The sequence below is a fragment of the Sphingobacterium sp. PCS056 genome, assembly GCF_023273895.1.
Taxonomy (GTDB): domain Bacteria; phylum Bacteroidota; class Bacteroidia; order Sphingobacteriales; family Sphingobacteriaceae; genus Sphingobacterium.
Genome location: NZ_CP096883.1, coordinates 4,948,595 through 4,961,822, shown reverse-complemented (window position 1 = coordinate 4,961,822; position 13,228 = coordinate 4,948,595). Strand labels below are relative to the sequence as shown.

The 13,228-nt window shown below is 36.7% G+C and carries 11 protein-coding genes; 8 read left to right on the top strand and 3 right to left on the bottom strand.

Annotated elements, in window-relative coordinates; all coding sequences use genetic code 11:
* Nucleotides 1-15 precede the first annotated feature (15 nt).
* From MUB18_RS20790 to MUB18_RS20765, 6 genes are all read left to right on the top strand, one after another.
* On the top strand, nt 16-870 hold the full coding sequence (locus MUB18_RS20790; RefSeq protein WP_248754511.1) for a DUF6443 domain-containing protein: 855 nt from the start codon (nt 16-18) through the stop codon (nt 868-870).
* Nucleotides 846-3,458 carry an HNH/ENDO VII family nuclease gene (locus MUB18_RS20785; protein ID WP_248754510.1) on the top strand — a complete coding sequence of 871 codons (2,613 nt, stop codon included), beginning with the start codon at nt 846-848 and terminating at the stop codon, nt 3,456-3,458. The genes MUB18_RS20790 and MUB18_RS20785 overlap by 25 nt, the downstream gene beginning before the upstream one ends.
* A 9-nt stretch (nt 3,459-3,467) precedes the next feature.
* Nucleotides 3,468-3,980 (top strand): SMI1/KNR4 family protein, encoded by a 513-nt coding sequence (locus tag MUB18_RS20780; protein WP_248754509.1) that lies wholly within the window; start codon nt 3,468-3,470, stop codon nt 3,978-3,980.
* 173 nt (nt 3,981-4,153) lie between these two features.
* Nucleotides 4,154-4,516 (top strand): hypothetical protein, encoded by a 363-nt coding sequence (locus MUB18_RS20775; protein WP_248754508.1) that lies wholly within the window; start codon nt 4,154-4,156, stop codon nt 4,514-4,516.
* Between the two features lie 525 nt (nt 4,517-5,041).
* Nucleotides 5,042-5,572 (top strand): hypothetical protein, encoded by a 531-nt coding sequence (locus tag MUB18_RS20770; protein WP_248754507.1) that lies wholly within the window; start codon nt 5,042-5,044, stop codon nt 5,570-5,572.
* A 423-nt stretch (nt 5,573-5,995) separates the two neighbouring features.
* Complete coding sequence (locus tag MUB18_RS20765; RefSeq protein WP_248754506.1) at nt 5,996-6,331, top strand: DUF4844 domain-containing protein; 336 nt, start codon at nt 5,996-5,998, stop codon at nt 6,329-6,331.
* Between the two features lie 630 nt (nt 6,332-6,961).
* Here the strand turns inward: MUB18_RS20765 and mobC are convergent.
* From mobC to MUB18_RS20750, 3 genes are read right to left on the bottom strand one after another with little or no spacing between them, the layout of a single operon-like run.
* On the bottom strand, nt 6,962-8,953 hold the full coding sequence (gene mobC / locus MUB18_RS20760) for a conjugal transfer protein MobC (RefSeq protein WP_248754505.1): 1,992 nt from the start codon (nt 8,951-8,953) through the stop codon (nt 6,962-6,964).
* Nucleotides 8,954-8,965: 12 nt separating this feature from the next.
* A complete protein-coding gene (locus MUB18_RS20755) occupies nt 8,966-10,273 on the bottom strand; it encodes a relaxase/mobilization nuclease domain-containing protein (RefSeq protein WP_248754504.1) in 1,308 nt (435 codons plus the stop codon).
* Complete coding sequence (locus tag MUB18_RS20750; RefSeq protein WP_248754503.1) at nt 10,261-10,644, bottom strand: plasmid mobilization protein; 384 nt, start codon at nt 10,642-10,644, stop codon at nt 10,261-10,263. The genes MUB18_RS20755 and MUB18_RS20750 overlap by 13 nt, the downstream gene beginning before the upstream one ends.
* 453 nt (nt 10,645-11,097) lie before the next feature.
* Between MUB18_RS20750 and MUB18_RS20745 the strand changes: the two genes are divergently transcribed.
* Together MUB18_RS20745 and MUB18_RS20740 are read left to right on the top strand one after the other, a co-directional pair.
* The gene (locus MUB18_RS20745; RefSeq protein WP_248754502.1) at nt 11,098-11,706 is read left to right on the top strand and encodes an SLATT domain-containing protein; all 609 of its coding nucleotides are present in this window, start codon (nt 11,098-11,100) and stop codon (nt 11,704-11,706) included.
* Nucleotides 11,669-12,958, top strand: a complete 1,290-nt coding sequence (locus MUB18_RS20740) for an SMODS domain-containing nucleotidyltransferase (protein WP_248754501.1) — start codon at nt 11,669-11,671, stop codon at nt 12,956-12,958. Before MUB18_RS20745 ends, MUB18_RS20740 begins: the two co-directional genes overlap by 38 nt.
* The last annotated feature ends 270 nt before the right edge of the window (nt 12,959-13,228 follow it).

The following is a 13,228-nucleotide window of genomic DNA, read 5'->3' as shown; positions in this document are numbered from 1 at the left end:
TTACTTATAGCCTTGATGTGTGCGCCGGTTTTAATGGTGGCACAAACCAATACGCAAAACTGGACCAAGAAAACGACCTATCGGGAAGCCAATAGCGGCCGACCGGCTTCGACGGTGACCTACTACGATGGTTTAGGTCGACCAGTACAGCAAAATATAAACAAACAATCCGGAAACGGAAAAGATTTGATCACCCATATCGAATACGATTTAGGGCGCCAGTTAAAAGAATACCTGCCGTATCCGGCTTCAACCAACGATATGAGTTATCAGACCGGAGCGCAGTCGGCCACTTTAAGCTATTCCCAATATAGCGGACAATATCCCTTTAGCGAAAAGATTGTAGAAGCATCCCCACTGGCGCGTACCTTAAAACAAGGTGCGCCCGGGACGGATTGGCAGGTCAATCCGAATGCGGATACCGACCATACCATAAAAATGGACTATCAGACCAATAGTGCCAATGAAGTCAAAAACTATTTTGCCGCAACTACCTGGGATAATGCCAATGGTGTTTACACGATACAGTTACAGGATAAGGGCTATTATGCCGCAAACCGTTTGTATAAAACAGTAACCAAAGACGAAAACTGGAAGTCGGGAAGCAATAATACGACGGAAGAATTTACCGATAAAAATGGCCGTTTGATTTTAAAGCGTACCTACAACGAAGGCGCACACGATACCTATTATGTTTACGACCTGTATGGGAATCTGACCTACGTAATTCCGCCACTGGTAACCAATCCGGCTTCACAGTTAGACGATTTGTGTTACCAGTATAAATACGATTCCCGTAACCGTATGGTTGAAAAAAGCTACCGGGCAAACAATGGGAGTTTATCGTGTATGATAAAATCGACCGTGTAGTGGCCACCGGGCCGACTTTATCACCTTTTGGTGGTACACAAACTGGTTATTTGATCACCAAATATGATGCCTTGAACAGAGCCGTTTACACTGGATGGATGCAGACTTCCTCTACTCGGACAACTCTACAAGGGCAATACAATACTACATTTAATTTATCGGAAGAACGACTAAAAGTTGGTGTTACGGAAAACGTGGATAACATCGCGATCAGTTATACCAATCGGGTTATACCAACCAGTGGGATGAAACTACTTACAGTAAGTTATTATGATGATTATAAGTATGTAAATGGTGTTACACCGCCATCGCTTGTCGAAGGGCAAACGGTAGCTACTTCGGTAACCGGTCAAGAAACGGGAGGTTGGGTGCGTGTACTGACCATCGCATCGGAAACGTTAAACGAACAAAGTTATACGCTATACGATGCGAAATATCGCCCAATTCGAGCATATACTAAAAACCATTTGGGTGGTTACACCCGAGTGGATAGTAAGCTCGATTTTGCGGGAAAGGTGTTGCAAACCCTAACCTTTCATAAGCTAAACAGCAGTGCAACGGAGCTTAATGTACTAGATACGTATACTTATACTGAAGAAGATCGTTTGCTATTGCACAAGCATAAGATTAATGGCGGAGCCGAACAGCTACTAGCTAAAAATACCTATGATGAATTAGGACAGCTTGTTTCTAAAAATGTTGGTGGTACTGATATAACCGGAGCCGTAGGATTACAAAAAGTTGACTACCGCTACAACATAAGGGGTTGGATGACCGATATCAATAACAATGCACCACTTGGAAGTGCTGAGTTTGAATTAGGAAGTGGTGATTTGTTCGGTTTTAAGATCAATTACAATCAGGTAACTGAAACGGAAACTGCACGGATCGTTTTTTCGGGATCAAGTGCTAACGGTGAGGTCAAACCGCTATATAATGGAAATATTGCAGAAACCTATTGGCTATCATCAACAGATAACCAAATCAGAAAGTACGGTTATAAATACGACCCTTTAAACAGACTGCGAAAAGCATACTATCAAAAGCCTTTAAATATTGTCCCTGTTCCGAGGTCGTATGACGAAGAAGTTAAGTACGATAAAAACGGAAACATTATCAGTCTAAAAAGAAATGGAAATCTTGATAATCCATTGTTTGCTATTGAAATCGACGATTTAACCTATACCTATAACGGAAATAAGTTACTTCGGGTAGACGATGCGACCAATAATCCGGAGGGCTTTAAGGACAATGGATATGGAAATACTTATGATGATTATGTATACGACGCTTGGGGTAACATGACCAAAGACCTAAACAAAGGGATCATTAGTGTAACCTACAATCAAGCGAATCTACCTACTGAAATTATCTTTAGTGACGGAGGTAAAATTGCATATCTTTACAATGCTGAAGGTATTAAGGTACAAAAAAGGGTAATTACTTCGGAAAGTAACATTGTTACGGATTACCAGCAAGGTTTCCAATATTTGGATCAGTCCTTAAAGTTTTTCCCTCATTCAGAAGGTTATGTAAACGTAACCGAAAATACGTTCTTTAATTATGTATTTAACTATGTCGATCACGTTGGTAACATTCGTAGTTCCTGGGTATGGAATGATAAGTTAGAGGTTGTACAGGCGATAACTGAAAATCATTTTTACCCGTTTGGAGAACGACATAAATCCTATAACAATCAATCCTATGTTTTTGTACCAAGCGAAAGTGGTCCTTCATACTACCGTGCTGAACTGGTTCAGGAAGGTACCAGAACCCCGACAAATTACTATAAATATAGATTTCAAGGTCAGGAAAGGCAGGAGGATTTAGGGCTTAACTGGGATAGCTTTAAATGGCGAAACTATGATGTTGCAATAGGACGATTTATGAATATCGATCCTTTAACAGAGGAGTATAATACTTGGTCACCTTATGCATTTAGTGGGAATAGAGTCGTAGATGCTGTAGAACTTGAAGGTTTAGAACCTTATGATTTTCGTTTTAGACAAGCTATGATTGCTAAAGGAGGCATTCAAGCTAAAGCTGAAATTGATAATGGAAGAGCAAACCAGGCCGCATTTGAAACAGCAGTGAGAATTGCCTCCCCAATTGAGGATGTATATAGCCTGTGGACCGGCAAAGATTTTGATGGTAGACAAGTAAGTAGGGGGCAGGCTGCGGGAATGATTTTCTTGACCGTAACACCATTAAAAGCAGAGGCTAAAGGTGCAATTATAGCGACCGAGAAGGCAGGAGTGAAGATTGCCGAAAAGAATTCAGAAAAGGTTGCAGAAAAGATTGTTGTAGAAGTTGAAAGTAAATATAAAGTTGATCGAAAATTATTAGATCCTCCTACTAAACCAGGAAATGCACCAACATTTAAAAGCGATGGACAACCTGTTGAAATACATCATGTTGGACAAAATCCAAAAGGACCATTTAAGGAAATGAGTAAAAAAGATCATAGATTAGGTGAAAATTATCTTAAGAACCATCCTAAAGGACAAACGCCATTGACAAAACAAGAGCGAAAGGAGTTTAACAGTGCTAGAAAGGAGTACTGGAAAAAAGAATTTCCAACTAAATAGAAGTAAATTATGGAAGAAAGTGTAATAAAAGAATGTGAAAGGGCGGTGAATGAGTTGTCTAAATTTGATAAATCAATGGTTTATCTAGGCCCCCATATTTTAGATGATAGATTGAAGGTATTTGAGGAAAAAAATGGGTTTTCCTTACCAGAAGACTTTAAGTATTTAATGACGATCCATAATGGGTTTTCTTTAGAAGGAACTGAGGTTCTTGGACTTGATAATGAATTAAGAGGTAGTTCTTTGGATAATGTTTACGATTTTGAGATCAGTTCATCAAGAAATGGTATGCCAAAATATTTTGTGCCGTTTTCACCTGATGGAAGAGGAAATCATTATTGCTTAAATTTAGATAAATTAGAAGATGGTATTTGTCCAGTTGTATTTTGGCAATCTGATTGCGATTATCAGGACATTTCAGATGTTGAGGAATGTAATGACAATTTTGTTTCATGGGTTCATGAAGTAATGATTGGATGGACTTTGGAAGACTACAACTATGATGGAACTGAAAAGAGTTAAATGAATTCTAAAAGTAGTTAATCATAGATCATCTTTATCATCTAATTAAAATGAGACCAGATATAGTGAAATTCTTGGCCTTGCCACCTGGCTATAGATTTTTCCATGATTCATTAGGTGCAGAAGTTTGGAAAGATGAAGAATGATATGTACTTCTTAGATTATGGGATGTAATGGAAAATAACCAAACAAGTTTGATCAAGCGACAAAAAGAAATCTGTGATAAATATGGTTTTGAGTTTGAACCATCCGCTTTGAATTTTAAGGTGGGGATTTCTGTAAATGTAAAAGATAACGAACAACCTATTCATGCCTTAAGACATCCTGGAAAAGATGATACGACAGGATGGTACATTTGGGCTGGTGAATACTCAGAACAAGATGATTTTTTTCAACCTCTTCACACAGTTCATTTGTTAAACTGGTGCCCATTAATTTTACCGTACTTGGGACTTCCAGCAGGTTGCCGTGTCTTGATTGCGGAAAATGGTAATTATGTGGATGTTTGGGAGGATAGCACATTGTTGAATGTTTAGATCATATGAATAATTAAATTATAGAATTAATATAGTCACAAGTAAAAAAGTAATATTTCTTTCTATGGAAATCATATTAGAAGTCTTAATTGTATTGCTTTTTACGTATCCAGGCGCATTCATAAGATGGGTATTTCTTCGTAAGCGAAGAACATTTGAATCGTTGTTAAAAGACGATCCGTATATAAATGCTACATTGTCAATCGCAATATTAGGTGGAATTGTGCTTTTAATTATTTATATCAATACAAGGTAAATAGAATATGAATAGAATTATGACAATTTTAAATATCCAGATGCTTGTTTGTAGTTCTTCATTTTGCATCAGTAACCGCCTAATTAATGGCTAAATAATTTTTCCTTATGATATTGCAGTATAAATTTATGTACTGCAATATCTCCCTTTATTTTATGAATTTCCTGTGTCATGGTTAAATTAACCATTGGCTCGCTATTGTGTAAACTGAAAGAATTAATGTTCGTTGGCATTTGAGTTTCAGAATCCACATTTGTAAAAAATAAATTATGATGTCCAAGCAGATAAACTTTTTCCATACGGAATCAGATATTAAAGAGTTTTTAGATTTTTTTAGAAGTAATGTGTACAAACTATATCCTCATAAGGTAGATGACCTAAATAAACTAAGAGAAATCAATTTCGCCCATGATAGAAGGATAATAATATTTCGTGATTCGAAAAAATTAGAATACGAGTATATTGAGAAGCAGGGCTATTATCTTTTAAATCCTGAAAACTCAGAAGCAATTGATTTTTTAATCTCTGCACAGCGTGAAGATGGAAAAAGCATCGAAGCAGGTCGGTTGTATTATACCGAGAAGATCTTTACCAGTCAAAGCCTACTTCACAAAAGCGATGATTTTGTGAAGGCTTCAAACCGTCTTTATACTTTGTTCAAACGACGATTTTTAAAGAAGACAAAATTCAGTAAGGGATGGTACTTGACCCAAAGCATAATTAATTCGTTCGAGCAAGGAGAAGCCGTATGGGAACGAAACAACAATGTAATTCGCTTTCATAGTAAAAATAGTGTTTAAAAGCGATTGTTAGCCTAAACAAAAAATATTCAATATGAAGGAATTGATCTATCGATATTCGGAGAGACCGAATGATTTTTTTAAGAGAATCTATATAATGGTTTTATTTGCAAATATCATTTTCGTATTATTCAATATGATACTGCATTTATGTGGTGTCTACCCTGAGAATCTTGATGTAGATATTCATTTTGGTATAGCCGGACTAATTATTACGATTATTATGATGCCGATCTTAGCATTACTTATTTCTGTGATGATATGGCTATACTTCATGGTCGGGATATCGTGTTTAAAAATGATTAGATTTTTTCTTTACACCTAATCTTAGTTTCAAGGTATTGGTTTAAATATTTACAATTCGACTATGATTAAACAATTTAGCCATTAGATATCTACAGCCTAATTTTAACTGAAAAGATTATGCCGAACCGTATCGTTAAAGAAAGATTGATGACCTTACATAATGAAGTAAAGTTCCAGCAGCCTTTAGAGTTATATTATCCGGGATTGGATAATTTCGATCTCCAAGCGGCTCTGACGTCAATCGTAAACAAAACAATTTTTGAAGTGTACTCCAAGGTAGATCTTGGTCTCGTTAGATGGGAACTCATCGAAATTCTAAATCAAGGCTTACGTAGTTTTGATAGCTTTAATTTGAGTTCAGGTGATTTATTTGTTGTCAGAAGTTACTATATACGCATCCTTATTATTGTAGAATGGGACTGTGATTCTGATGAATTAGAAAGCCTTATTTAGTTATTTTGGTACATCCACCTTTTGGTTGGGGTGGATGCTTTGTTTGCTTCCTGAAAGCAGATTTTTTATGGTTGAGAACAGGGCAATTTGGCCCTGTTCTTTTTAAACTAAATTTTTATGAGCAGAAAAAAACTGATCGAAGCTTCCGTTACGATTTTAGTCATTACCATTCTTTTTTTATTATGTTGTGGCGTTGTTGTCGCAAGTTTACCGACAAATGTATTTCATATAAAAACCAGTAGCAGTAAAATTTGTATATCTAAGCTTCTACCAAAATAGAAGATGGTATAGTTTATAATCCCAAACGTTTTCGTTTAGACCGTGGACTGTTTAATTCTTCAAATGATATTTTATAAATATCCTCTTTGTCCTTGCTACATACTTCAAAGCATTCGTCTAACCTCCAATTTAGTATTTTTTGTTCATCTACTGAAAAAGAGCTTTTACTTTCTGAATCCACATAATCTTCAAATGATGTGTCAGGGTGAAAGTTCACTTTGAGTGTATGAAAGCAATTGTTTATAAATCTACGAACATGGTCGATTTCTGTTATTTCTTGTTTGGTAACGTTTTCAACGTTTTTTCTGATTTTCGAATTCATCTTTTTTGTCTTTAATATCAATTGAAAAATTACTTCTTGATAATCAAATGTGAGAGCGCCGGATCGTTGAGCATTCGATGTATTTCTGCATCTATAATATTCTGTACATCCTGTTTGATCTGCATATAATTACGCTGTACCATATCGGCATTGATCTTTCTGATAACAGGTATTTCTTTGTACGCTTTCTCCTCTCTTTGTATCGATTCAAAATCGTTCTGTATTTCGCAGTGAAAGGCTTTCAGTTCTATCTTCTGACTTGGTGTATCCGCTACCATTCCGACGAATTCACCGGAACTCAGCGCGGCAATTTTTGAAGCTGGTACAGCGTAGTCTAACTGTTTACTTTTGCTTATGGATGTATCGCCGCTGTTAATAGAAAGACTCTCTCGCTCCTGCATTATTTTTCCGATGCGCTCGGACAGTTGTTTTGCGCTGTCACCCGTGACCTGACCTGAGATTATATTTCCAACCGTATTGGTTATCACATCAGCTTGTTCTCTGCCATAGTCCTTGCGTAACTGACTTGCATCCTGAATGCCCAGGCATACCGAGATTAAATTTGATCGACCAGTTACGATCGTTGGTATTATGTCTGTTGTGAGGGTAGGGAACTCGTCAAATACCAACATGCTTTTAAGTTTGTTCTTCTGGTTTACAACCTTTAGCATACGGTTGACGTAAAGCGAAAGTACAGCACCATAAGTCTGTATCTTTTGTGGGTTGTTCCCCATGCAGATGACCTTTGGGTTATCCGGATTGTTCAGGTCAATCGTAAAATCGTTTCCCGATAAAACATAATAAAGTTGCGGAGAAGCCAATCTTGCCAATGCGATTTTTGCACTCGCGATCTGTCCTTCCAACTGTTCCATGACATCATTGAGATAAGCGTTCACAAACGGATTGATCAACACCTCGATTTCTTTTTCCGTTCGTAAGAGCGTAAATAGGTCGTCATATGGCAGTTGTATTAATTCGATCACGTGGGGAAGTGTGCAGAATAACCCGTCCTGATACCTTCGTAAAAACCAGATAATTGCCGTTACAAAGTTGATGGCACTTTCGACAAAAAATTCCCCGGTTTTTTTCTGCCACTCGCGATTTAATCCGAGCAATATTGTTCTTGCACTTTCAGTAGCATCCGTAATATCGGTCATTCCTAAAGGATCGAAAACATTACCTCTATGCGAGCGAGACAGATCATCAAAATTGATGAAAATGCATTCCGATTTACTTTTGTACCTATGTTTATTTTTTAGCCAGTGGTTGTAGGCGATGAGCGATAGATCAGGAAATTTAAAATCATAAACAAAAAGTGTATAAGGATCGGACTTAGCTAATGCTTGCGTGATAAAGTGTCGGATCACAAATGCCGATTTTCCGGCACCAGGGGAGCCTGACACAATCGTCGCGCGGACAGGCGAGATAATATTTATCCACGAGTCCCTAAATTTGTTTTTGAGCCTGTACCGAGCAGGTAGATTAATCGATAGTTCGTTTTCAAGTAGGCGTTCTTCCTGTGGGAATGTCTCGGCCTCCGCATTGAAAATATCATTGTTATTGAAGCTACTTTTAATAATTCTGGAAAGCAAAGTGCCTCCGGAAAGAATAAACAAGTAGCCTATTGCCGTTAACATTATATATACCACCGCTATGGTAGTAATATCTGTGCCTACATAAAGTGAAAAGTAGCTAATAAAGTAAATCAGCAACCCACAAACTATATAGGTAAACGCTATTTTGTGATTTAACTTTTGATCCTTTTTACCTCGCGCTCCGATCAAAGAAATAATTAAGAAACCTAAAGCGATAAACTTCGGTTTATGAAAATCAGTCAGCAATCCCGTTTTAATGATATTGCTCAGTATTTTATCGGAAAAGGGATTGACTAATTCCCATTTCTTGAACGCCGAGTAGCATGCGTAATAAACGTGTATTACTAATATTACTACACTAATTAACCGTGTCATATCCAGAATTTTCCTCAGCGCCTGTTCATTCTCTCCTGTCTCGTGTGCCATAGCTTTATGATTTTAAAAGTTATTGTTATTATCCCGTCTCCTGCGTTTTCTTCTCTTTTTCTTTCTCCTAAGTTGGTTTGGAATAAAGTCGCATGCATTTTCGATTTCAAATAAGGTGTCAATTAGTCCTTTGTCATCGGTTATGGAAGTGTCGGATACAGCGTTTGTATCCGGTATTGGTTGCGTAAGTGGAGCTGCATTTTGATCCGTTGGGATTTCTGTTTCCGGCTCTTTTGTACGAATCTGTTCAGTGGCTCGGTTATCTTTTGCAGTACATCGTTCGAGAATCGCTTTTGCACTGTAATTTTTACCGAGGTCACTACCATTAAATACACATTTGGAAGTATGATCCACATAGGTGATACCGTAGAGTCTGCCATCTTCACTTGTTCTTTTGACGATAGCGATTCCCTGTTTTGACATTAGATTTATAAACTCATCAATCGAAATACGTGAGTTCGTCAAAATCTTATCCGTAGCGTTCTTGATCCTGCTCTTAAAAGGAGTCCGTTTTTTAGCATTCTCCTGAAATCTTTCTTCCAGAAATTTCATCGTGGGTCTGTTATAAAAATCACTGGCTTTAATGGGTACTCCTGTCGGATTACCTGCCTGATCCAATATTCTATACACCATACCATTTGCTTTAAAGACTCTTGAGTTTTCACTGCCTCTATCGGCTAAAACATTATATTGGCTGAGAACAGCATTAAGTTCTTTTAAGCTGGTAAAGTTGTAATTCGTAAGGATCTGATTTAGTACGTTAGCGATAGCTTTCTTTGACTGTATTTTTCCATAATTCACTTTACCTAAAGCGATCGGTTCCAGTTTATTATTTAGATTATTACTTCGACCTTCAGCTACCACCAAATCAAACTTTTTTTCGATTGCTTTACGGGCTTCTTCGGACTGGTTTTTACCTATATTCTGCATATCAATACGACTACCATCCGACCTTACTTTGACTGATACTAAGTGAATGTGCGGATGCCCCGCATCAAAGTGTTGATAGACTAAATACGGTTGACTTCCAAAACCGATCCGTTCCATATACTCGTGAGCGATATCCATCATCTTTTCTTTTGATAAGTTTGCTTCAGATGGGTCAAAATTTAATGAGATGTGTACGCTATTACGTTTGCAATTTTCATTCAGTTCAGCCTGTTTCAACAAACGGTTAAGCTTCATGGGGAGCGTTAAATTCTCTAGGTCCACAGGGTAATTTCCTTCTCCAATACATTGTGCAACGCCCTCCTTAACTTTGTTCTCATTGTAATTGAAAATCCGATGAATAGAATGACCTGTTTTGATTATTGCAACCATCTTTCCGCATACTTTTGGATCAGGTTTTTTATCTCCTCGATCTTGTTAAACAGTGTCTGTTTTTCGATATCATGCTGCATGATCCAGGCTTTAAACTCTCCAATCGTTTTAAGCGTATGAAGTTTTTTTACAGCCTGATTGTAGTTGTTTCCGATGCGGTTTAACTCCAAGCGCAAAGGGATTAGTTCTGCCATTAAATCGTCATTGGATTTATCCCGGTAAGCTTTTACTATGGGTCGTTCGAGTAGTTTGTCGCGAACATATTGACTTAATTTTCGGCTTGTCGAAGTGCCGAAATGTTTATTTACTGTACGGTATTCTTCCTCTGATAGCCGTACATGCAACCATTTTGTTTTTGCTTGATTTTCCATCTTCACCTATCATTTTTAATCGTTCAAGCTTCATTTTAACGTTATTTTGTCCTGATCTACGAGTTCCGAGTATAAGATCAAAAAAGGCGGTTGTGATACAACCGGACATCTGGCCGTTTGCAGGAACGTTGCAAACTCCCTAAGTTTTACTTAAAGGTTTCAGGATACTTTTAAAATGGGAAGGTTTTTTGTGCGTAGTAGAAGGTCAAAGTTAATGATTGATTTTCTGATCATTGTTACCTCATTATATTTTGAGGTGGTGGTTCATATTTACGTAATTAATAATAATGTTGGAGAGAATCGAAAAATTGGTAAGAAATATAGAACGTAGAATTGTTAATATGTAATATCAATAAGAAGAATTTCATCAGTTAATTTTCGTATGTTAGTGTAATCGAAAAACATCGATTTTTTGATGTTTTCAAAAGAACTATTAGCCAAAGTGAAAGAATAATGAATCAAGATAAGTTTTTAAATACGTTAGCTCAAAAAGGGTATGATATTGGTTTCGGGGCAAAGAAAAATTTTGCATCTTACGATATTATAAATAAGTTGCCAAGTTGGATCGGATTTGTTTCTTTAGCCATCGGTATTATTCAGATTGCATATAACAATATACCTTTTGATAAAGAGCTATCAATTATCTTGATTTTTGTCGGGATCGGTATAATGTATATCGATGTTTTCAAAGGGAAGGTCGACGATTATAATAATGAAGGGATACGATTGACAAAACTATTTAATCAAACTAGAGATCTGTACTATAAAGTTAGTGGGGATAATAATTTCGATTATAAAAACTACGAAAATGAGTATAAAGATATTCTTAACGATTTCTATTCAAACACAATCAGTAAGCAGGTGTTCCTTTCTCAATGGTATGCGCATTTTAAATTCTTTTATGAATCACAACCAGACTGGGTTGTAAAAGAATTAAAACTTACATTTTTTAAAGATAAACTACCGAGATCACTTGCAAGCGTGCTGTTACTTATTATCATTATAATTTTGATTTATTTATTTTATGGATGTATACCAAACCTTCCAAGATTTTGCCAGTAACCTTATCGTCCAAAACCAAAGTAGTATAGAAAATAGATTCGGTTTAATAACCCAAAGACTTAACAGAGATTTCCGCGATATTGAATCTAAAGTAGATAATGGTATCTATGTGGGGAGTTATGGTCGTGACACTGCGATTAATGGTGTCAGCGACCTTGATCTTTTATTTGTTCTACCGGATGAACTCTATTATACGTACAATAATCGAGAAGGAAATGGGCAAAGTCAATTGTTACAGGACGTAAAAAAGTCACTTTTGAAAACATATTCTTCATCAAAGATTAGGGGAGACGGTCAGGTTGTTGTAATACAATTTACCAACGACTTTATTGAAGTCTGTCCTGCATTTCTTGAGGCAGACGGAAGCTACACTTACGCAGATTCAAATAATGGAGGTCGTTGGAAAAAAACTGATCCTTCGCCAGAAGCAGCCAGCTTAAAAGAATTGGACGATCAATGCAATGGTAATGTTGTCAATTTATGTCGGATTGTAAGAGCATGGAAAAACAAATGTGGTGTGAAAATTGGAGGTCTTTTAATTGATACATTTGTTTACAATTTTTTTTCTGCTAATAAGGAATACGCCGATTACGGCTATGCTGATTATGACGTTTTGGTTAAAGATTTCTTTGCGTATTTAAGTGAACTTAATGACAATCGCGCCTACTGGTTCGCTCCAGGAAGTAATCAGCATGTTTATAAGAAGAAGAATTCAAATTTTAAATCAAAGGCAAAGAAGGCTGTTAAAAATATAGAGAATGCCATATCCAAAAATGATGAAGATACGGTTTACGAGATATGGCGTCTGGTCTTTGGAAAAGTCTTTCCGTATCCTCAAGTTATCAAAGAAAGAAGCTATAACTATGTTGCGAATGAACAATATATTGAAGAGCGGTATCCGATGGATATTAGCAATATGTTGCGGATAAACTGTGAAGTCCAACAAGCTGGGTTCAGAACAGAACTTTTACGTACAGTGAAATTTTTACGGAAGAACAAAAAGCTTAAATTTTTTATTGAATCAACGGATGTTGAGGAACCGTATAACGTATTATGGAAAGTAAAAAATGAAGGTTGGATTGCTAAACAGAGAAATACTCTTCGGGGTGAAATCCTCGAAAGTAACTTATCAGGCAATATGAGAAAAGAAAGTTCAGACTTTGAAGGGGGGCATTTTGTTGAGTGTTACATTATAAAAGATGGATATTGCGTAGCAAGGGATCGAATTGATGTTCCAATCAGTAACGTTTAACGAAAAGTAGTATCATACAACTTTAAGCCAGTGCAATAGCATTGGCTTTTTTTGTGGTTGCAAAATAGGAAAGACTTAATAACACCTCCCCATATTTTGATTAGGATAAATTCATTTCCGGTATATAACTTTGTATAAGTTTTTGAGTAGGACAGCTCATTAGAGAAAGTATAGCGTAGGAGGTTAAGATGGGGTTTGGTTATTTTCTTTATTTACTTTATGGAATGCACTTCATTCCGGGTCAACATCATCTTTTTCATTTCACCTCTT